At 47.8% G+C, this 21384-nt stretch carries 17 protein-coding genes; 1 reads left to right on the top strand and 16 read right to left on the bottom strand.

Annotated elements, in window-relative coordinates; genetic code table 11:
- Positions 1 to 14 precede the first annotated feature (14 nt).
- The 16 genes from FC652_RS11960 to FC652_RS12035 form a co-directional block, all read right to left on the bottom strand.
- Positions 15 to 1124, bottom strand: a complete 1110-nt coding sequence (locus FC652_RS11960) for a glycosyltransferase (RefSeq protein ID WP_176298750.1) — start codon at positions 1122 to 1124, stop codon at positions 15 to 17.
- Between the two features lie 327 nt (positions 1125 to 1451).
- Complete coding sequence (locus tag FC652_RS11965) at positions 1452 to 2882, bottom strand: GNVR domain-containing protein (RefSeq protein WP_176298751.1); 1431 nt, start codon at positions 2880 to 2882, stop codon at positions 1452 to 1454.
- Entirely contained in the window at positions 2879 to 4012 is a 1134-nt protein-coding gene (locus tag FC652_RS11970; protein WP_176298752.1) for a glycosyltransferase family 1 protein, read from the bottom strand. The genes FC652_RS11965 and FC652_RS11970 overlap by 4 nt, the downstream gene beginning before the upstream one ends.
- A complete protein-coding gene (locus FC652_RS11975; protein ID WP_176298753.1) occupies positions 4005 to 4829 on the bottom strand; it encodes an acyltransferase in 825 nt (274 codons plus the stop codon). Before FC652_RS11975 ends, FC652_RS11970 begins: the two co-directional genes overlap by 8 nt.
- Before the next feature lie 137 nt (positions 4830 to 4966).
- Complete coding sequence (locus FC652_RS11980; RefSeq protein ID WP_176298843.1) at positions 4967 to 6283, bottom strand: O-antigen ligase family protein; 1317 nt, start codon at positions 6281 to 6283, stop codon at positions 4967 to 4969.
- Between the two features lie 47 nt (positions 6284 to 6330).
- Entirely contained in the window at positions 6331 to 7797 is a 1467-nt protein-coding gene (locus tag FC652_RS11985) for a lipopolysaccharide biosynthesis protein (protein WP_176298754.1), read from the bottom strand.
- Positions 7794 to 8981, bottom strand: a complete 1188-nt coding sequence (locus FC652_RS11990) for a glycosyltransferase family 4 protein (protein ID WP_176298755.1) — start codon at positions 8979 to 8981, stop codon at positions 7794 to 7796. The genes FC652_RS11985 and FC652_RS11990 overlap by 4 nt, the downstream gene beginning before the upstream one ends.
- Positions 8978 to 10171 carry a glycosyltransferase gene (locus tag FC652_RS11995; RefSeq protein ID WP_176298756.1) on the bottom strand — a complete coding sequence of 398 codons (1194 nt, stop codon included), beginning with the start codon at positions 10169 to 10171 and terminating at the stop codon, positions 8978 to 8980. The genes FC652_RS11990 and FC652_RS11995 overlap by 4 nt, the downstream gene beginning before the upstream one ends.
- A gap of 102 nt (positions 10172 to 10273) precedes the next feature.
- Positions 10274 to 11413 (bottom strand): glycosyltransferase, encoded by a 1140-nt coding sequence (locus FC652_RS12000; RefSeq protein WP_176298757.1) that lies wholly within the window; start codon positions 11411 to 11413, stop codon positions 10274 to 10276.
- A complete protein-coding gene (locus FC652_RS12005) occupies positions 11406 to 12914 on the bottom strand; it encodes a sigma-54 dependent transcriptional regulator (protein WP_176298758.1) in 1509 nt (502 codons plus the stop codon). Before FC652_RS12005 ends, FC652_RS12000 begins: the two co-directional genes overlap by 8 nt.
- 138 nt (positions 12915 to 13052) lie before the next feature.
- Positions 13053 to 15362, bottom strand: a complete 2310-nt coding sequence (locus tag FC652_RS12010; RefSeq protein ID WP_176298759.1) for an ATP-binding protein — start codon at positions 15360 to 15362, stop codon at positions 13053 to 13055.
- 22 nt (positions 15363 to 15384) lie between these two features.
- Entirely contained in the window at positions 15385 to 16197 is an 813-nt protein-coding gene (locus FC652_RS12015) for a phosphate/phosphite/phosphonate ABC transporter substrate-binding protein (RefSeq protein WP_176298760.1), read from the bottom strand.
- A gap of 17 nt (positions 16198 to 16214) precedes the next feature.
- The gene (locus FC652_RS12020) at positions 16215 to 16907 is read right to left on the bottom strand and encodes a chromosome partitioning protein ParA (protein WP_176298761.1); all 693 of its coding nucleotides are present in this window, start codon (positions 16905 to 16907) and stop codon (positions 16215 to 16217) included.
- Positions 16907 to 19006 (bottom strand): SLBB domain-containing protein, encoded by a 2100-nt coding sequence (locus FC652_RS12025; protein WP_176298762.1) that lies wholly within the window; start codon positions 19004 to 19006, stop codon positions 16907 to 16909. Before FC652_RS12025 ends, FC652_RS12020 begins: the two co-directional genes overlap by 1 nt.
- A complete protein-coding gene (locus FC652_RS12030; RefSeq protein ID WP_176298763.1) occupies positions 19003 to 19848 on the bottom strand; it encodes an OmpA family protein in 846 nt (281 codons plus the stop codon). Before FC652_RS12030 ends, FC652_RS12025 begins: the two co-directional genes overlap by 4 nt.
- A 36-nt stretch (positions 19849 to 19884) precedes the next feature.
- On the bottom strand, positions 19885 to 20205 hold the full coding sequence (locus FC652_RS12035) for an STAS domain-containing protein (RefSeq protein ID WP_176298764.1): 321 nt from the start codon (positions 20203 to 20205) through the stop codon (positions 19885 to 19887).
- Between the two features lie 296 nt (positions 20206 to 20501).
- On the opposite strand from FC652_RS12035, the gene FC652_RS12040 reads away from it, so the two are divergent.
- A complete protein-coding gene (locus tag FC652_RS12040) occupies positions 20502 to 21350 on the top strand; it encodes a DNA ligase (protein WP_176298765.1) in 849 nt (282 codons plus the stop codon).
- Positions 21351 to 21384 lie beyond the last annotated feature (34 nt).

A 21384-nucleotide genomic window follows, 5' to 3' on the forward strand; every position in this document is an offset into this window, starting at 1 on the left:
AACCAACGCAACGTTCATAATAAAACCCCCAATGTCAGTTGATGATATTGTTCAACCACATGACGAATATTGTGATGACGTACCACGTAGTCACGCAGTGAGTTGGGATACAAGCTCTTGTCCAGTTGCAGAAGTTCACGGAGTTCTAAAGCCAATGCGTGTTCATCTCTAGGTGGGCAGAGCCGGCTCAAGTGAGGACACAAAGTTTCATGTGTTCCTCCTACGCTGGTTGCAACAACCGGAATGTTGCATGCTTGCGCTTCTAAAGTTGAGAGTGGAAAACCTTCATTGAGAGAAGGGAGACAAAATAGATCCAGTGATTGGTAAAATTGAGGCATGTGGTTGCACAAACCCAAGAAGGTGACGCGCTTGGTCAGTTTAAGCGTAAACACTAAAGACTCTAAACTCTGTCGATGAGAGCCATTACCCGCGATGACCAAATGAACATCTTCGGGAAGGTGAGGCATTGCACGAATCAACCACTCTTGCCCCTTAACGTACTCTAATCGTCCAGCGCAGCCTACGATGCGCCTGTCGAGGGGTAGACCGAGTTGCTCACGAGCGGTGTGCATGTTACCTGGAACAAAGTAGTCGCAGTCGATACCATTTTTAATGGTCACGATGTTTTCTCTATGAAGATGTCGCTGGATGCTCATTTTCACTTCGGTTGCATCGGCAACCAAAATGGGATTGATCACGTTCAATGCCGCTGCTTGAAGCCATGCATTTTTCTGTTGAGAGAGGTGCCAGCCGTCGTGCTCAGTGTGAATGCGACATCGAACCCCCGCAAAACGTGCAGCCAAGCCCGCGTAAAGTAAGGGACCAATATGATGTGTGTGGACGACATCCGGTTTGAACTGTTTAAACAGGCGTACCAAGTGGACGAGAGCGTGCCAATCCGTGCCATCTTCCTTTTTATCGAGGAAAACACATTGTCTGGCGTATTTTCTCAGCTTGGGCCAGCGCATCACGGCCTCCTGTTTATTTCCTTCCAAACTCACGATGTACACCTCGTGTTCAGCGGAGCAAACCTTCACCATATCCAGCACTAATGTTTCTAACCCACCAGGAGCAAGGTGTTGTACAACATGGAACAGCGTTTTTCTCTTCTTCTCTGTACTCATTTTCTTATCTCGCTACTGTGATGGTCTAAAATCCACCATTTGGCTACCACATACCCATACATCATGGACGAATGGACCTCTTTGAATGGGATAAAGCAGAAGCCGTGCCAAATAAATAATTACTTTAAATCAATGTCTTGAGAGTGCTTTTGTTCTGGTCAGGTCCGATTCTCAATATGAGAATCGGATTGAATCCCAAGCGTGAACCACAAAAAGAAAGCCCATTTTTTATACGGAAAAATGGGCTTTTCGGTTTTCAACAGTTGGAGCGTTGCCTGAGCGAGGTAAAAAGTTGTTCAACCTCACTTAACATGAGAGGCACACCTCTTAGGGCTCTTTGATCCTAGGAATCACGGTCAGTACAGGGGTGTTGAGTAACGTCCTTAACTGTTGTTGACTGCGAATGGTCGAGTCAAATATTTCAAAGAACATCGCTAATCCGGCCCCCAATGCAACGCCAGCAACAATCCCAACCAAAATGAAAAGGATCACAGGCAAGTTGGAGGGGGCTGAGGGAGTGAACGGCACGTCAATCACTTTTACGCGTTTGTTTTGTTCAAAGATGCCGAGTGAACCCGTCAGTTGCGCCATTTCGTAGCGTTGAACGAGCTCTTCGTAGAGTTGACGTTTTACTTTGACTTCACGCTCTAAGCGATTGATGTCTTTCGCCGTGTTGCCAAATTGATTGGCTTTTTGTTCTAACGCATCAATCATGGTTTTTAAGCTCACGGTTTCTTCATTCAATGCCTCATAGCGGCCGCGAATGACTTGCAACTGTTGCAGTTGGGTAACGAGTAGCGGCTGGTTGTCACTGCTGTCACCTAATGTGCTACTGCTAGCGATATCCCAAAGTTGATCAGTGTTTAATGTGGTTGTGCGATTGCTTAGCAAACTGTGTCGTTCTTGTTCTAAACGAGAGAGTTCACGTACTTTGGCTTGTACAGCGCTGTGCTGCTCAGTGTACTTAGCACTCAAAAGTGCCAGTTCGCTGCGTATGGAGATGATTTGTTCTTCTATTTTGCCGATCACAGGGTTGGTTTTGGAAAGCTGTTGATCAAGCGAACCAAGCGTTTTTTCCACCCCAGCTAATTCAGCCTCTTTTTCCGCTAAGCTTTGTTTGAGTGATGCAAGACGGGTGAGATTTTGAGCTTGCATCGCGGGCGTGTCGGCTGAAAATTCATTTTGAAAATCGGCCAGTGCTTGCTCAGCGACAAACAGTTCTTGGCGTCGTTTTTCGATATGCACAGTTAAGAACTCACTGGAGTCACGGATCGATGAGCGTTCTGGTGCGAGCAGTTGTTCAATAAAATGATCGCTCACTGCAGACAATAAGGATGCCATTCCTTTTGGTGAGCTTGCAAGGAGTTCGATTTGAATGAAATCTTTGCCAAGTTGCTGGACGTTAAGTTTGCTAGCCAGTTGATGGATGACACGATCTTGTTCAGCCACGCTCATTTCATCGGTGATCAGGCCTTCTTGTTTGCCGACAGAGTAGAGCACATGACGACTTTTTAGCAGGGTACTAAGGGCGCTTAAGCGATCTTTGAGCATGGTGGAAACGGCAATGTCTTCGAGGAAGGGATTCATTTTCGCCGTTTCTTGGATCAGCATACTGGTGTGAGAGCGATAGACAGGCGTTGCGCTCATGCCAATCAAAGCGCCGACAACCGGCAGAACCAAAATCGGAACAACGATGACATAACGTCTACGCCACGCTGCGACAAGAATCGAGTAAAGCCTCAGTTTCAAACCCATCATAATCGTTCCACCAATTGTTCAACGTAATCGGCACGAGCATCCCAACTTTGCTGCGAAAGATCAGGCGCCTCCAATCTGCTAATCGTGGCAAAATTTTGCAGTTGTTCGATCATCTGTTGCGAGTTCTCAGCAATCAAAACATTTGAACGAAACGGCTCCAAGGCCGGAAAACGTTTGGTTAACACAGGCCGACCCGCCGCTAGATATTCGAGCAACTTGAGCGGATTACAAAATTCAATTTGTTGGTTGTTAACAAATGGCAACCAGCTCACCGACCAATGTTGTGAATAGCTAGGCAATAGCGCATGTGGCTTTTTACCCAGATAGAACACATTGCTAAGTTTGGGTAGTGGATTACGGTCAAACTCACACGGCCCAATAAAGACGAACGCCCATTGCGTCAACTGTCGCGCTACGGTTTCAATCATCTGGTAATCGAGCCAATGAGAAAGTGACCCGTAGAAGCCGCAAACGTGTTGGTAATCATTCGGTAGATCGTGTGCTCTTGAACAGGGTTGGGAGAAGAGTTCAAGGTCAACCCCATGGGGTACAAAATGTGTTTTTTCGGCAGGAAACTTATCCATTAACCGCTCGCTTGCGACCAAAACACAGTCAGCTTGTTGAACCAGCTTGGTTTCATGGGCTGTAACCGTTTGATGATCAACACCGGCTAGGGAAGAGAAATCGTCGCCACAGTAATAAACCGAACGCCAAAGCGGGAAGCTGTCGAGCAGATCAGCTGTGGTTGGCAGTGAGCTCCACAACACGGGGTCATGCATACCTAGCTCCCCAATTTTTCTTTTGAGCTGCAGAGAGAGCATTTGTTTAGCCAACCAGCGAGCGAAACGGCTTGAAGGCGCAGGAATAGTCAGCAGTGTGGTGATGTAGATGTTAGCTGGTGTTTTGTCGCTATCTGGCAATTCAAATTGAGTGACAACGTTACGTTTACTAGTCAGACACAGTAGTTTGCTGAGCAGGCGTTTCGCATCTTTAAGCGTCCATCTTGGTTGACGCAAGCCAATGGAGTTGACCCATAAAATACGATGTCGCTTAGCCATACGGCGAATAAGATGTTGGGTTGATGAAGGCAGCCCGCCAAAGTCCTCTGCAAATACGATCAGGTCACTCATCGCGTTCTCCTTTCTTGTTATGAATCTCTTGCTCTTCAGCTGTTTTTAGCGTTGAGAAACGAGATTGAGCATTGGCCGAGATTGAACGAATCACGCGAGCGGGATTCCCCCCTGCAATCACCCCTTCGGGTATGGTTTGGGTGACCACACTGCCTGCGGCAATCACACTGCCTTCACCTATGGTGACGCCAGCCATGATGGTGACGTTGCTGCCGATCCAGCAGCCTCTTTTTAACGTGATCGGGCGAATTTGTGCGGGGTCGTCCCCTTCGCCTGCCGCTCGTCTCTTCGGGTCGAGTGGGTGCCCAGAGTAACCGAAGAACATGCATCGACCAGCAATCGCGACGTCATCTTCAATCGAAACGAGGTCACCAACGGCGATGGTCGTTTGCCAACCGATGGAAACGCGACTCCCAATGTTTAAGGTTGGATTTCGCACTGAGCTACAGCCGGTGATGGTGGATTGACCGGAAATATTGCAAGCGTCTCCAATGCAAATCGCGACATTATCGGTGACTAGGGGCAAACCGCCGTATAGGTAGAGTTGATTGCCACAATGTTTCACCCGACCTTTGAAGGCTGGCGTAGTAACAAAGGTTCGCAGCAAAAATTCGCCTAAGTTACGCAAACCGACAACGAAGCGGTAAAGGAGTAAATTGAACCAGTAAGGAGTCGGAAGGTTGGCGCTTCGTGCACGTTTTAAAAACTGGAAAAGCCCTCTTAAAGCGGGATGGCGGTGATGTTTTAGCCAAGACTTTAAATCGCTTCGAGCAAGGTACCGATTGCTTTTTAGCTCCGTTCGATTCTTTACCAACATAACGCCTCCAAATTCTAATATCTAAAAGAGATTGTCTGAACTTTATGGCTCACAGGTCGCCCTATCGATTAGTAATCAACATGCGTGCCACGTTAAAAAGCCTGAAAAATCATTGTATTAGAGAAATCATTACGAAATTAAGAAGTGGTTTTCTCAATTTGAGAATCAGATTTAATGATATGGCTGATGGCGATAGTCAGCGCCGTGAGGATGTAGATAGGCCAGGTAAAACCTTGTGTCAAAAAGGTTCCCGAGACAATCGTACCCAGTAGACCCGCAAACACCGCGTTGGCAGCGATGTCGATGGCGACAGGCATGTCAGGGCGAATTGCAGCAATAGAGCGCAACGACGTTTTGATTAAACAGACGATAAGCGTGACAAACACCGTCAAACCAAGAAAGCCAGTTTCCGCCAGCACGCCGAACCAAGTGCTATGAACCGCATGATTGAGGCCATCCCAGTGAGGGCTATAGAAGAAATAGTTGTAGTAAAAGTTTTGTAAGCCAACCCCCAGTAGCGGGTGGTCCAGCGCCATTTTAAACGCCGCTTCCCACGCGTAAAGCCGCCCCATCGCAGAGGCATCGATACCTTCTTCACCAGCACCGCCAGATGCGCGATCAGAAATCCCAGCGACCGCATACAGAAGCAGACTGCCTACTAGGCCAAGAAGCATAAGCAGCGCCTTGTTGCGAATTGTCTTGTTGGCAAAATAGCCAAGCACAGCCATGGAACCTAATAAGCCACCGCGGCTTTGCGTCTCTAATAAGGCGAGAAACAGCACCAAGCAAGTGACGATGGCAACAGTGCGTGCAACAAAACGACTTTGACGGTGGAAACCGATACTGACACTAAATGCGAATGGGAACATCAGTACCAACGCAAGATCGTTTGGATCACCCAGCATAGAGCCTAACTCTCGTCCAATGGTGACGCGAGAACCTTCAACAAGTCCGATACCTTGAGCTGCATTACTCAGTGCCACGGTGCCAATGAGTAAACCAGCCAATGTGATCACCATGGAAATGGCATTGAGATGTCTTGCCGTGGTGACAAGCCAGGCGATGGCCAAGGTCATCACCATGATTTTCCAGTAAACCCCTTTAAACGCGTCAAAGGCAACGCCTCGGTTTCCGGCAAAGAATAGGCCGATAAAAACGATCGCCCAAAACAGCGTCAGCCATTTCATTGCCGGGTGCCAGTAAGGTTGAATTTGCTTGGTGATCACCAAATGCCAACTCAAAGCGGCCAATGCACCAAAGGAGAGTAACAATGGAATTTTAAGTGAATAGAGTTGCGGTATCGCTTCATGAATACGGAAAAAAGAGAACACCACAAACAGAAGCACCAACCAAAACGTTTGGTTGAGGACATAAAGAATCGCGATGGGGAGAAAACACAGAACCAATATGACCAGCGGATTGGGCTGAAAATACCAAACCACGCTCAACACCATGCATGCGCTGGCGATAAAAACGAGGTGAGGGTATTTCGCTGTGGTGTTCACGCGATTTCTCCTTGTATTTCAGTTTTGCGCGATGACGAGCTCCAATTCAACATCGGGTATGCTAACCAAGTCATGACCATCAGCGTGATTAAGGCAAGAAATAGAGAGGCGAACTCGTTCGCGTTAGCATCCTGTCTCGTAAGGAGATATTGCCCAGCGATCCCCAATAAAGCCGTAGCATAGACAGCAACGAGTCGTCGGCGTTGCCACACTAATGGCAACGCTTGCTGGCTATAATAGCTGATGAACGAAAGTCTCGCGGCTTGGGTAAGGGCTAGGGCCAAACAAATCCCCATCACGCCAATGGGTGACAAGAGGGCAAACAGCGAAAGAGCGATAACAGCGCTCAATAGGTTGATCTTGAACAGCAATGCGGTTTGTTGGCGAAATAAAACCCCGAGATTGAGCAGTTCGTAGCACTCTTTAAACATGGCAGCTGGGATGAGCAGAGCGAGGAAATGGATTGCAGGGGAAAAGCTTTCTGGCAAAGCATGAAGAACAAACACTTTGCCCAATGCAAAGACGATAACGCCAAGGAAAGCGATGTAAACAAGGCCAATTTGAGAAATCTGTGCTGCCTCGCTGTATCGCTGGCTCTGTAAATATTCAAAGCGTTTCGGCATCCACCACATACCAAAAGGTTGCACCAGAATACACATCGCTAAGGCAAATTTAGCGGCAATTGCGTAGATCCCCAATTGTGTGAGCGATGTGTAGCCACCAATAAACCAACGTTCTGCGCCATTTAAGCTAAACGCTAATACACCCGAGAACATCAGCGGAGCGGCATAGTGAAGCCAGCTTTTGAGCTGAAGCCACGAAAGTGTCATCCACTGATAGCGATGTATGACGTGAAGGGCCAGGCACTGGTAAAGCGCACTAATTAGACTGCAAGCAATAATCGCCTCAACTGCCGGGAAAAAGCGCAACACGATCATCACCGCACTGAGTTGTAGCACTAAAGCACTGACGCTCACTTTTACCAAGGTTTTTGCTTTGTCTTCTTGCATCCTTAGCCAAGCAGTGCCAATGGCAATCAGGCACTCTAGGCAAACACAAATAAAAAGCAGCAACAGGGAAACCCTTGTTACCGCTCCATCCAATGCTCGTAACGGTAGGGGCAAGTACATCACGGCTAAGATGCAAAGCATTAGCGACATGCTGGCAATCAATAGAGCAAAACTGTAGATCTGATTGACGATCTGCTTTTTGCCATCACTTGTGGTGTATTGCGCGGCAAAGCGATAAAGCACTTCGTGCAACGAGAAGGAGATCAGGAGAGCACTGAAAGTACCGATAGAGGCGAGCAGTTCTAAAGAGCCCATTTGCTCTGCAGTGAGATGATGCGCCATGATAGGTAACATGATCAAGGCCGCACCTTTTTGCAGTAACAAAGCAACACCAAACAAAGAGATATTTTGGACAGATTTTGCTCGTAGAGCGCTCGGCCATTTGATGGTCATAAGGCACCTTTTTCACTCGTTTTGACGCGGTGTATTTCTTTTGAGGCTGATGCTTTTATTGGGTTGGTTTGGCTTAGCGATTCAACGATGGCTTTGTAACACAGTTCCGAACGATAAAGGCGTGCGAGATTTTTTGCGTTTTGAGATAAACGCTTCCGAGTTGCCGGGGAAGCGAGTAAACGTTCTATTTTGAGTCGTAAATCGCGTGCGCTGTTGGGTTGGTACTTAAGGCAATGTTCACCGTCGACCAATTTTTCAGCCCAAAACGCGCCGTCGTCAGGGATGATCACCGCCATGCCCGCGGCTAAAGCTTCCAGGATGGACAAGCCGAAAGGCTCATTGTGACTGGTAGAAACAAAAATTGAGCAGCGCGCACGAATCTCATCAAGATTACTCGGCTGTTGATACCAATGAGAATAAGGCAGCGAACGGTCCGGCTCACTGACTGGAAGTTGTGTTTGTTGTGGCTGAATGTAACAGATGTGGGCATGTAAATCTTGAGGCTGAATTTTCAGCGCTTCAACAAAAAGATCCAAACCCTTCCATTTCAAAAGCGAAGCTGCCCAAAACAGTTTGCTACCATTGGGATTACAAGGTGTGGGCCATTTTTCTTGGCTGAGTCCGTTGGTAAAAGCAATGAAGTTGTGTCGCTCGAACAGTGCTTGCGCCATCTCGCTATTTGAACGGATGTTTGGCTGTTTTTCGTAGTAACGACACAAAGCACCGAACAGGCTTTTTTTGGTACAGGGTAAGTAAAACACCTTCTCTGCAATGGACAGACAGTAGCCGATCGAACGAGAGCGGGCGACGTTGCCGTGAATCACCTGAACGATAGGTGTATCGAACAGTGATTTGTACAGATATAAGGGCATATCAACCCCTGGGCCAGAAATGCCCATCAACTGATGGATCTTTGGCAAGCGTAGGGCAATGATCATCAACATGAGTAAGTAGAAACCTTGCATGGCCCAATATTTCCAACCTTGCTCAGAGATAAGAAAAGCCATGGTGGGAAGCTTGAAAATGGTGCAGTTGTTTCCTTGTTCGCGCCAATTGTCTGGATTCGCACTGATGATATAGAAATGCATCGGCTGGTTTTGCCCAACTTGAAGCATCTCCAATGTCGCGATTTTTGACCCGCCCATGTAACCAATGGGATCGAAGATAAGAATATTACGTTTCATAACCAGACCTCCGTGCGGCGGACAAGTTGCAGCAGTGGCTTAAGCGCGAAGCTCCATGAAGGGCTAGGATGGCGCTTTAGTAGCAAACTGTCGTATTCGGCCTGCAGAGCTTGAGTATTGGATTGGATCGTCAAGTAGCGCTGTGCGTCTTGCTCTCCTTGTTTGGCGAGTTGGATCGCTAGGGATTCGCAATTCATCATGCTTTCCATTGCTTTAAGGAGGGAGAAAAATGCATTGGATTTGTAGAGAAGGCCGTTGTTGCCGTGGTTAACGAACTCTGGAATACCGCCGAGATTGGGCGCGATCACGGGCAACCCCGCCATCATTGCTTCTGCTATTACTAAGCCAAACGCTTCCTGATATGCGCCGCTGACAAACGCATCACCATTAGAGGCTAGCCACGCGGTCGCGTCGCGGCGTTCACCCAGAAAATGCACGCGATGCTCAAGATTGAGCTTTCGGCATAGCGTCGTTAGCGGCATGCGCATGGGGCCATCACCAATGATCACCAAATGCGCAGGCGTTTGACTGTTGCGCAGAAAATAGAGTGCTTTAAGCAGCCGATCGATGCCTTTGCGTTGAATCAGTGAACCAACGGTGACAAAGGTGAAGTGGTCGTTGGGAATATTAAGGGCCTGCTTGAGTGATGCCGTCAGTTGAACATGTGACAACGCAACACCGTTATGGACAACACTGAGCTGGTTGGATTGCAACCGGTCTTTTTTTAACTCACGGCTGATGGCCTCGCTGACGCAAACAATTTTGTCGGCAAGATGAAACCCCATTAAGAAGCGCTCGCGCAATGGGTAGTCACCGTGCAACTGCAACAACAGTGGCACTTTTGTCAATCGAGAGGCTAAGCTCATCCATTGGCACGGGGCGCCACTATTCACGTGGATCAGTTTTATTTGATGCTGCTTGATGAGTTGTACGGCGCGAGAGACAAGGGATAAAAATGGCACAATGCCCCACTTGTGCTGCCCAAGCACAGCGAACACCGAGAAAACATCACAGTAGGTCGCAACCCCTAGCTCAGTCAATTTCGCATTCAATGGTTTGCAGTTGGACCATACGATTGGTTGGTAGCGACGCTTATCAAGGGTTTCGATGAGTTGAAACAGCGTGGTTTCACTACCACGAATCCAATTATCGCCATAGTGTACAAAGAGAATCGGTGTCGTTGTTGTCATCTGCAATCCCTACCCACGAGTGTTTGAATGGTAAGGATTGCAATGGAAATGCCAGAGTGAATATGTTTCTAAACAATTGAAATTAAAACACTCTTGCTTTTGTTAATGGTGAGGCGTCAAATTGATTCCCAAATTGAGAATTTTTCTATCGATATGATAAGCCGATAGCAGTTGCGGTAATACAGCCTGAGGAGAGTAGTTGAGGGCTATGGTCTCTCGAGCTGTAGCAAGCAGCGCTTGGCGCTGGTGGTTGTTCATGCCGAGCCAACGATTCAGTGCTTCAGCGAGCTGCTGCTCGTTATTGGCGAGAAAGCCATTGTTTCCATCGTCAATTAAACGACCTAAATCACCCACTTGCATTGCAATGACCGCGACACCATTCGCCATTGCCTCCAGCGCGGCCATGGGGAGGCCTTCAAATCGAGAGGAAATCACCAACACTGACAGCGTTGGCCAAACAGACCTCATGTCAGAAGTAAAACCATGAAAGTGCACATTGTCGTTGGCGAGTGTTTCGAGTGCTTCCCGTTCCGGCCCATCGCCAAACAAATGGAAGTGTTGTGAAGGAAAATGCTCCGCCAGCTCAACAAAACGATCCGGCGCTTTTTCATAACTGAGCCGGCCAACGAAACCAATCTTCTCTTGTATTTTTGGTAGCGCTTCACTGACCGAAACGAAATTGTTGGTTTGCTCTCCAGCAAAAGGGAGGGTAGACAGTATTTCTTGGCTAACGGCAAAACGGTGATCACTAATAAAACTGGAGTAGCGGTCCAAAAGATCATAGAGCCACAGTTTACCCGACTTTTTCTCTCCAGCGTGGTAGGTACTCACCAAGCGCAAATTGGGGAAACTCATCATTCGAGCTAACCGTGCGTAGATATTTGCTTTGTAACCGTGGGTGTGTAGAACGAGTGGTTTGTAACGCTTTAACGCTACAGCCAATTGCATGACGGGCATTGGATGGTTGCCAGACAGTTGAGAGACGTAATTGATTTGAACACCAGCATGACGCAAGTTCTTCATAATGTCGGGGCGTCGTTTGTACTTGTTGGTCAGCAATACACGCACCGCGATATGTTGTGCTTTTAACGCACGAGCCAACTGCTCCACGTGACTTTCAATTCCACCGTAAACCAATGAATCGAGCAACAACCAAACCTCTTTCCGTTGGCGAGCTTTCTCCACTTTATTCGCCTTTGTCGAAGGAGATGAACGGGTTTGAACAATAGGGCACTCAGACATTTTCCTCTGTCTCCCACGCCTGTTTTTTACGATAAACCGTAGAAGGACTCAGCTCTAACATCACAGCAGCGCTAATCACATTCCCATCACAAAAGGCAATGGCGTTTTGGATCGCTTCGCGCTCAATTTGCCACATGGGGCGAATGGAGCCATCACTGTTGTGAAAGGCATTTCTGTTAAGTGATTGACCATGGCCATCATTCGATCCCGTTACGTTGACGGGGTGGGTTGGAGAGTGATCATGCATTGTGGCATTGGTGGCAAGCGGAATCGAAACGGAGGGGTTGGAAGTGGCAACCTGTGCTCGACTTTGTTCCACTTTGTTGCTCTGTTTAGCCGTCAATTGCGCAGGAAGTAGCTCTGGAGTGAGTTGAGTTTCGTTATTCAGCACCACAATGTTGCGGATGATGTTTTGCAACTGTCTCACGTTACCGGGCCAGTGGTATTTTTTTAAAATCGATTGTGCCTCTCTGCTGATCGAACTGAATTTTTTGTTGTCTTCCTTGGCATAACTTTTTAGAAAATGGCTGGCCAGCTCCACAATGTCGTTACCTCGTTCACGTAGAGGGGGCATTTCAATTGGCACAACATGTACACGATAGTAGAGATCTTCACGAAAACGGCCTTCTTCTACTTCCACTAACGGATCCCGGTTTGTCGCACAGATGATCCGAACGTCGACCTTCAATTCTTTGCTTCCGCCAAGGGGGGTAAAGGTACCGGTTTGCAAGAAACGAAGGAGTTTTTTCTGCATTTCCAACTCCATTTCGCACAACTCATCCAAAAAGAGTGTGCCACCGTTAGCCAGCATTGCAGCACCTTTTCTATCGGTCGTTGCTCCGGTAAATGCCCCTTTGAGGTGGCCAAAAATCTCGCTTTCCATTAGATCACGTGGAATAGCGCCACAATTGATGGCGATAAAGGGCTGATCTTTGCGCAAGCTCTGTTTGTGAATGGCTTCTGCACACACTTCTTTACCAGTACCACTTTCGCCACAAATGAACACACTGGCGGTTGTCGGCGCAACCGAGTCAATGATTTTGTATACCGCTTGCATCGGCAAGCAAGAGCCAAGGAAACCATGATAGCCGGGGCGATCAAATTTCTGCTGCATATCTTCAACGAGATGTTCTAGTTTGGCTCGTTTGAGATGAACGGCAATGGAGGTTTTTAAACGATCGGCTTTTATCGGTTTTTCGAGAAAATCTTCGGCGCCTTTGTTCATCAGGCTGACGGCGATATCAACAGAGCCATGTGCTGTCGCTATGATGACGTTAGTTGGAATGTCGTTTTGATTAATCCAATCGAGTACTTCTTCACCCGACATATCGGGCAGTTTGAGGTCAAGAATGACCAGTTGAGGCACGTTTCTTTCAATGAAACGCATCGCTTCTCTACCCGTTTCGACGTGGAAAATGTCGTAAGGCTCATCTTTGACATACTGCTTGTACAAGATGGCAAGAGAGGTGGAATCTTCAACTAACAACACTTTTGCTCGCATGGCATCTCCTAAACGTTCTTATTCTTCTGGTTTCTTATATAGGTTTAGCACATGAGTTCAGCTTTGCTCTGTTAAGCACCTATTTTTTATTACTATTTTCTCTTTTTATCGTTTTGAGCGGTGCTGAGATTGACGTACCTACTCATGGTCGATCGCGTCCGGCTCTTCAAAACCCTGTAGTTTGCGCTGATGGAGTGCCTGCAAAGAACGCTGTGCAAGTTCGGGAAGCGTTTTGGCGAGCTTAAGCGCGTCCTTGAAGGAGTGCGCGAAGCAAAATCGCTCGGCTTCTCTGGCAACGTTCGAGAGGTTGCGATTGCCTAGTGCCAGAGATGAGCTGCCTAAGGTATGCAGTTCAAACTCGAGCTGCGCAAAATCTTCAGCCTCAATGGCTTGGGTAATCTTGCCGATTCGTATTTCCGACTCTTCGATGTAGTGCTCAATAAGCATTGGCATAACCTCTGCGCTGGTATCACGAATCATCTGTTGAATGATGAGCTCATCCACCAGTGGTACCTGAGCTTTGCTATCAGAGATCAGCGTGACAGGTGCAGGGGCTTTAACTGGCTGAACTTGAATGGAATTGTTTTCCACCATATCTCCTTGTGCGGTTTTGTGTTTCTTTAGGTGCGCCGTTATCTCATCAATTAAATGACGGCTACGCAGTGGTTTAGAGAGATAACCATTCATCCCGGCACGAAGAAATTTCTCTCTATCGCCATACAGCGCATGTGCGGTGAGGGCGATAATTGGCACGCCAGCTTGCTGGGTATCGGCAAGTTGGCGAATTTCTTTGCACGCCTGCATGCCATCTTTTCCGGGCATGGATATGTCCATAAAAATCAGGTCATAGTGCTCGCGAGAGGCCATTTTCACTGCTTCGTAACCGTCCTTGGCGAGATCGATCTCGCAGCCGAGACGTTCAAACATCGCGCGAATCACCATTTGGTTCGCGGTGTTATCTTCGGCCACGAGAATACGCGCATCCTTAAGTAATGTTTCAATATCCGGCTGAGTGTCAATATCCTCAGTCGCACTCATATCGGCATCGGCCAACGGCATATCTACACTGAATAGAAAGCTTGAACCTCGGCCCACTTCACTCTCGACACGGATTTCTCCGTCCATTAATTGAGCGAGCCGTTTACAAATGGCTAAACCCAGTCCTGACCCTTCACGAGTACGTGAGTAGCTTTGATCGACCATAGTGAACTCTTCAAACAAAATCGCCATAGCGTCTGGTTCGATTCCGATACCGGTGTCACGGATCTCGCAACGGATGTTGAGCGTATCGCCATCCATTTGCGTCTGCACTGTAATCGTCACGCTGCCCCGAGGGGTGAACTTCACAGCATTGCCAATCAGGTTCAGTAATACTTGTCTAAAGCGGTTAGAATCGCCGATCACACACGTGTTTTCATCACCATCAAAGCGTGCCGACAGATAGAGTCCTTTATTTTTGGCTAATGGCTCAAAACTGTTGACGATCTCCTCTATGCAACTTTTTAAAAGAAAAGGTCTTGGGTAGAGGATTAAGGTATTGGCTTCCATACGCGAAAAATCAAGAATGTCATTGATGATCGAGAGCAGCAGTTCTCCCGATTCTTTGGCGGTGTGAACCAAATTTTGCTGGTGATGGTCGAGCTTGGTTTCGCCCAAAATGCCCAGTAAGCCCAAAACGCCATTCATGGGAGTGCGGATCTCGTGAGACATAGAGGCGAGAAAGCGACTTTTGGATTCATTGGCTTGTTCGGCTTGGTGTCTTGCTTGTTCTAACTCTTGATAGCTGGTGGCAAGATTTTTCGACATATCATCAAAGGCATTAGCAACTTTCCCGATTTCATCAGAACAAGAAAGGTTGAGCTGATATCCAGGACCATCATTGGACACACGCTCAACTGCGCGGGTCAGTTTGTAAAGGTTGGTGCTTAGATAACTGCCAAGGAAATAAGAGAAAAGTGCGACCAGCAACACTTCTAAAATCGCAATCAAAACAAACAACTTGCTCGCTTCGTCAAGGGCGGCTTGTACCGTATTGGTATCAAAACCCAATCGAATGTCGCCATAGACGACACCATCGACCATGATCTCCTCATGGACATCAAAGATGCGATCGCTGAGGATGAGTTGCTTATCAGATTCTACAGACAAACCTTTGCTGGGTAGATTGCCAGCAGAGGCCAACTGCTGGCCGTTGGCATAAATGTCAACATAGCTCACACCGGGCAACGCGTGAATTTCTTTAGTCAAATCTTCTAGGGTGGCGATATCGAACGATAAGAGAGCGTCTTTTGATGCACGAGCGAACATGGCGGAGGTAGAAAGTGCTTTTTGGATAAACTGGTCTTCGTTTGATTGCCGCATATAGTTCATAGCACTAAAAACCAGCAGCATCAGCATGACCATTTCGATGCACCCGATGCCGATGATGGTTTTGATTCTAAAAGACATCTGATACCTCCTTCTTTTTGCTTCAATGCTCTAACACGTTGATATTCAATGCTCGAATGTCATTCCAGTCTTGATCTAACGCGGGAAGAAATGCATGAATTTTTAAAGGGCTTAGAAGCTCTTTACCATCGTTGCGTTGGTGCAAGTTTGTCAGCGCAGTTTGGATGGCGAGCTGAGTGTCGCGATCGATCTGTGCTTTCACTGCGATCGGGTGTGGTGTATAACCAGCACTGGTCCACAGGACTCGCAGTTGCTTGCGGACTTCTTCTGGCGCAGCGTTGAGTGTGCGTTCTATGCCGCCACCTGCCGCGATAAAACCCTTCGCGACATTGAGATAAACCGAATCGTGTGACGAGACATATTTGGGCTGAAAGGAGATGCCTTGTTGGTTTAGATACCCCTGAGTCAGGATGGTTGCGGCGAAAGCAGCAGGGGAGGGAAACGCGAGTGTTTGACCCGAGAGTTGCCGGACATCATGAATATCGCTCTCTGCGTTAACCACAATCAGCCCATGAATACGAGTGTCTTTCGCTTTGGCAATGGCTTGATAGCCAGAACGCTCGTGATAGACGACATAGTGATACGGGTTCATGTAGGCGATGTCGTAATCGCCATTCGCGAGGCGTTGCTCGAAGGTTGGAATGTCAGGTGCGGTGGCAAAAACAATCTCCAAACCGGTTGTTTCACTCAACGCTTTAATGACGGGCGTCCATGTTTCTGCAAGGCGACTGGCCGATTGTTGTGGGACGATACCAAATACCAATGGTTTGGCGATGCCGAACGACGAAAAGAACAGCAATGCAATTATCAGCAAAAGTGAGCGTTTTGTTTTCATTGTCATCTCTCCGATTGTCAGTAAGGCAAATTGAGAAATTCATTACGGTACAACCAAATTTCTAAGCGCTTTCTTAAGCTTAGTGGAAGAAAGCGGAACTTATTCAGTTGTCGGACAAGTTCTTCTGAAAAACTGGGGGCATTTTTCATATTGAGAATGGTGCCAATCAAATGGATAGAACTGGCACTGAGTAGATTTTGCGCCTGTAGGATTTGGTTTTCCGTTGTCGTGCCATAACAGGCGACTAAAATGGTGGCATCGCACGCACTGGCGACGCTTTGAGCGGGTACATTGCCTTTGTTGAGATTAAGCAGTGGTGAGGTATCTATCACGATGCGCTCATAATGGCTTTGCCATTTATTGACCGCAGCGCACAAGTTAGCGGGATCCTTATAGCTTAACTTGATGGCGGTTTGCTGTGGGACAGGTAAGCCCACCAATACTTGATGCGTTTCGTTGTGCTCAATCAGAACCCCGGGTTGCTCTTCATGCTCAAAACTGTGCACATGGTGAAAGGCGGGTTTAAACAGATTCAAGTCTACATAGAGCGTGTTATGTCCCGCCAGAATAAAACGTTCAGCGAGCGCAGTGGCAATTGATGTGACACCGTCACCTGAGCAGCAACCAGTTAAGCATATAGTGCGAATTTGTTCGAGTTCAGCCTTTAAATAAATCTGCTCAATTTCAGCATGGGTTGCAGGAATCGTCATTACAATGCTCCTATCAAAACAAGTGTGGTGGTGATTTGCAGCACATCACGCAATCCAGCGCGGGCCTTTTCCAACAAACTTTCATCACGGCTTGGAATGTAAATAGTGTCACCTGCACGAATAACGGGGAGATGATAAATGTTGGCGGTTTTACTGAAGCTGACTAAATCGAACGTGCGCGCTTGGCCTTGACAGCATGACATGTTCACCACACTTATCTTTTCTAGATAGGCACTCGAGCTTGGGCCACCAGCCTCAGCAAGTAAATCTAAGATCGTCATGTTGTCATTGAACGCGTAGCGCCCGGGTTTGTTGACAGCGCCCAGCACTCGCACGGTGGATTCTTTACTGGTATCAAGCCAGTTTTTCTCTTTTTCGGGGATATAGATCGTATCACCGGCTTTGACTTGCGGCAGCAGCGACTCGTCACCAGTTTCGAAATAGAGCGATAAGTTTAGTTTGCTCACCAGTGAGTAGCTCTTATCACGATGAGTCACGCGAATGTTGTGGATATCGGCGTCTTTGGTTGGTCCATCGGCAGCAGACAAGATATCAAGGAAGTGCATTTCGTTGGTAAAGCGATAGCGGCCTGGGGCGTTAACTTGACCGAACACGTAAATTGAGGAGTCAGAACTTTGTCTCACCCACTGCGATTTGTTGTCTGAAGGATCCTGTGGCAGATCGTGCACGCGAACAATCGCGCCTGCTTGGATTCTCGGTAGCGATTGGCTTGGTGCGCCTTTACGAATAAACGCATCCAGATCAAACACCTGCATTTTCCCTTGATTGACGACTTCAATTTTTGTTGTGTCAGCGCGCAGCGTCGGGCCGCCAACGTGAGCGAGAAGATCCATCAGATCCATTTCATCAGACCACTCTATGCGGCCGGGACGAACGACTTCTCCCATCACTGCCACCGCGCGATCGGGCGCGACTTTGAGCCATGACTTTTCGTTCATGTCGGTTTTTTCTGGTACGAAAATTGTGTCACCCGCTTGGATCTGAGGTATCTTGCTGTGGCCTAAACCTTCGGTGTGAGCGGTTAAGTCAAAACGAATCACACGGCCATCCGCTTTTAGCACGCGGATTTGGCGCGATTCAGCAAAGCGCGTTGGGCCACCTGCATTGGCAAGAATATCCATGAATGTTGCGCCAGGTTTGCCCTCATAGGCGCCCGGTTGCGCCACTTCACCCATAATGTAAATCGTGTTCGCACCCGATTTGATCTCTTCTTCTTGGCGAGGCACAAAGACGGTGGAACCTGGTGCAATTTCAGGAAGTAACGAGGCATCGCCACTGTCTAGGTATTTTTTTAGGTTGAAGATTCGCGGCTCATTGTTCGAGATAACACGGATCTGCTCAACGCCAGCGTAGCGAGTAACACCGCCAGAGCGCATTAGAATATCCACCAAATTGGTGTCCGCTTTGTAACTGAATGAACCCGGAGAGTTGACCTCGCCGAACACTTTTATTCCTTTCGCAGAATCAGCGCTGTCACCACTGTCGGCCAGTTTGGCAGGATCGAACGTCTGTTCGATGTTGCCAACAAGCGGAGAGGCAGGCACAAATAGGACATCCAGCGATGTAAGCGCTGGCAGTAACTCATCGTTACCCGTATCAAGAAACTGCTTATAATTAAACTCGCTGCGATCACTTCCTCGTTTGAGCTGCATTTTGTCGAGCTGAGCGCCTGAACGGAGTCCGCCTGCGGCATGAAACGCCATCTCGACACTGGCACCTTGGGGTAGGGTATACTCACCCGGTTGGGTAACATACCCCTGCACTGAAATGAGCATTTGTTGCTGTTTGATGAATACGGCGAGGTTACTCACATCGCGAAAAACGGTGGACAGCGACTGTTTAACCGCATTTTCAAGCTGTTCTGCTTGATAACCCGCTACATAGATAGGGCCGATTTCTGGCAAGGTAATGCGCCCACGCTTATCGACTTGAAACCCACGATTGAGACTCCCCTCACCCGGTAGGTTAATTTGAATTAAATCGCCGACTTGGACACGTTCTTCTATCGCCTTTGCTTTAAAGGGCGCCAATACAACGAGCAACAAAATCAGTAGCAAATAATGTTTGGCTAAGCTCATGGTCGGCCTCCTGAATTTACTTTTTGCTCGGTTTGGGCAGGCGATTGCACTTCGATACTGACGCGGCGATTGGTGAGTCTTACCGCGGCACTGTCACCGTCAAATAGGGGCAGTTTTTCGCCCAAAGATTGAGTGGTGATACGCTCTGGCGAAAGTCCAAATATGGTGAGGTAACGTTTCACTTGTTCCGCACGATCCATGGCAAGTTTTTCGTTGTACGACTCGTTGCCAGTGGCATCTGCATGACCAGTGACCGCCAAAGTGAGCCGCTCGTTTTCACGCAATAAGTTCGCCGCTTTGGCAAGGTGTCCCATGTATTTAGGGTTGATTTCCGCTGAGTTAACGGCAAATTGATTGTCTATATTGAGTAGCTGATAAATATCGTTGACCACATCCAACTGCAAGCGGAACTGATGTTCATCGTTGGGTGGTACACAACGGGTTTGAGACAGCACGTAATCTAACTGCTGTTCCAATTGGTGAAGGCGCTTACGTTGAATCACTAAATCATTGGCCGCATCGAGCAACAAGCCACCTTGCAACTCACGAGCGATCCGATTTTGCAACTCAAGCGCTTGCACGACAGATGCAGGGAAGCACCATTTGGCGCCTTCTCTGATTAAAGAGTCAAGGTGCAACTTGGCGATTTGCCAGTCAAAGCGCATACCGTGTTCAGGACCTAAAGGCTCATCAGGCATCACGGGAGAGAAGTCGGCATTCTCGTAATGAATGTTTTGGTAGCTTTCCGCCATCCCTCCGCTGCCTTGTTCAGGGTAACTGGCGCACCCCGATAGAAACAGAAGTGTGATGCTTAATAGTGATGATATTCCGTTCGATTTCATGCCAACCTCCGTTCTCTTCCAGAGTATTTTTTATGGTTAAAACTGCTTCGAGTTGACCGGGATCGCGTGGTCTATACGCAGTAGGCTGATGATTTCTAATGGCTGACCGCGAACATTTTCAATGCGCATGCTTCGGTCACGTTCAATCAGACGTTTGTAAAGGTAAACAATCGCGCCAATGCCTGAAGAATCCAAAAATTCGACACCCGCCATATCAACCTCGATGTCATGGTGAGCATCGTTGTTGATCAGGTTATCGATGTGGATTTGGGCTTGACGGCTGCCATGGGCGTCAAAGTTTCCAGTGATAGATAGGGTGAGTGTGTGTTGATTAATGTCGAGTGTGCAAAGTTCCATAATATCGTTCTCCGTATTGGGATGATGTTATGGGAGCAGGTTGTATGCCAAAAATATAAATCACAAATTTCAATATGTTACCCAACACATTACCGCCATTCTCAATTAGAGAGGACGAATTCTCAATTTGAGAATCATCAAAAATTCGGTGTGTCGCATGAAAATGGTGCAATTTTTAGATCGCAAAGACGGTTTTTGACGATGAAAATCGCACATCGTTTATGAACCCATGTCGAGTTAATGAATCAGCGCAGCAAATACAGTACAAGAGGAGCAGATGACGAATTCAAGGATGAGTGATGATACGTTTAAGCCTGTTGTCTATAGCCATGCTAGCAACATCGACTGCCCAGGCAGAATACGAACCAATACCTTTACCTGAAGTGATGCTCGCTCAGTCGTACCAGCATGGCATCCGGGTTACGGACTATTGGTACAGTGAAAAACTCGATGGTATTCGGGCTTACTGGACTGGAGAGCGCTTTGTCACGCGCAATGGTAATCCAATTTATGCGCCTAGTTGGTTTACTGATGTCTTACCGAAGATGCCTCTCGATGGAGAGTTGTGGGCAGGACGAGGAAATTTCCATCTTGTGCAGCAAACTGTGCTCGACCACAAGCCATCGGACGAGGCCTGGCTACAGCTTCGGTTCATGGTGTTTGATTTGCCCGAATCAGCGGGTGACTACCAAAAACGCTACTACACCCTGATTGATTTGGTGAAGAATATCGACAAGCGACATATCCGCTTTGTCGAACACAAACCGATCCATAGCGAGAAAGAGCTGTTTGAAAAACTGGATGCGATTACCGGCTTGAGTGGTGAAGGGGTGATGTTGCGTAATATCACCAGCCGTTATCAAGCTGGGCGAGGAAACGATCTACTCAAACTGAAGAAGTTCAATGATGCAGAGGCGACCGTGATTGGCTATAAACCGGGAAGTGGGCGATTGATGGGCATGCTCGGTGCGCTATTGGTTCGGCTTGAAGATGGTACTGAATTTTATATTGGCAGTGGCTTTACCGATGAACAACGTAAGAGACCGCCCGCAATCGGTGCAACCGTCACTTTTCGTCACAATGGCTTCACTAATTCTGGTAAGCCAAAGTTTGCGCGTTACATGAGAGAACGACAGGCGGAATAAAAAGTATAACGACTTGGTAAATATGACGACTTAA

The sequence above is a fragment of the Vibrio sp. 05-20-BW147 genome (genome assembly GCF_013369385.1).
GTDB lineage: Bacteria > Pseudomonadota > Gammaproteobacteria > Enterobacterales > Vibrionaceae > Vibrio > Vibrio floridensis.

Bases quoted from the DNA above. Each gene is read 5' to 3' on its own strand.
- FC652_RS11960 (WP_176298750.1), bottom strand. From the start codon at position 1,124: ATGAGTACAGAGAAGAAGAGAAAAACGCTGTTCCATGTTGTACAACAC.
- FC652_RS11965 (WP_176298751.1), bottom strand. From the start codon at position 2,882: ATGATGGGTTTGAAACTGAGGCTTTACTCGATTCTTGTCGCAGCGTGG.
- FC652_RS11970 (WP_176298752.1), bottom strand. From the start codon at position 4,012: ATGAGTGACCTGATCGTATTTGCAGAGGACTTTGGCGGGCTGCCTTCA.
- FC652_RS11975 (WP_176298753.1), bottom strand. From the start codon at position 4,829: ATGTTGGTAAAGAATCGAACGGAGCTAAAAAGCAATCGGTACCTTGCT.
- FC652_RS11980 (WP_176298843.1), bottom strand. From the start codon at position 6,283: ATGGTGTTGAGCGTGGTTTGGTATTTTCAGCCCAATCCGCTGGTCATA.
- FC652_RS11985 (WP_176298754.1), bottom strand. From the start codon at position 7,797: ATGACCATCAAATGGCCGAGCGCTCTACGAGCAAAATCTGTCCAAAAT.
- FC652_RS11990 (WP_176298755.1), bottom strand. From the start codon at position 8,981: ATGAAACGTAATATTCTTATCTTCGATCCCATTGGTTACATGGGCGGG.
- FC652_RS11995 (WP_176298756.1), bottom strand. From the start codon at position 10,171: ATGACAACAACGACACCGATTCTCTTTGTACACTATGGCGATAATTGG.
- FC652_RS12000 (WP_176298757.1), bottom strand. From the start codon at position 11,413: ATGTCTGAGTGCCCTATTGTTCAAACCCGTTCATCTCCTTCGACAAAG.
- FC652_RS12005 (WP_176298758.1), bottom strand. From the start codon at position 12,914: ATGCGAGCAAAAGTGTTGTTAGTTGAAGATTCCACCTCTCTTGCCATC.
- FC652_RS12010 (WP_176298759.1), bottom strand. From the start codon at position 15,362: ATGTCTTTTAGAATCAAAACCATCATCGGCATCGGGTGCATCGAAATG.
- FC652_RS12015 (WP_176298760.1), bottom strand. From the start codon at position 16,197: ATGAAAACAAAACGCTCACTTTTGCTGATAATTGCATTGCTGTTCTTT.
- FC652_RS12020 (WP_176298761.1), bottom strand. From the start codon at position 16,907: ATGACGATTCCTGCAACCCATGCTGAAATTGAGCAGATTTATTTAAAG.
- FC652_RS12025 (WP_176298762.1), bottom strand. From the start codon at position 19,006: ATGAGCTTAGCCAAACATTATTTGCTACTGATTTTGTTGCTCGTTGTA.
- FC652_RS12030 (WP_176298763.1), bottom strand. From the start codon at position 19,848: ATGAAATCGAACGGAATATCATCACTATTAAGCATCACACTTCTGTTT.
- FC652_RS12035 (WP_176298764.1), bottom strand. From the start codon at position 20,205: ATGGAACTTTGCACACTCGACATTAATCAACACACACTCACCCTATCT.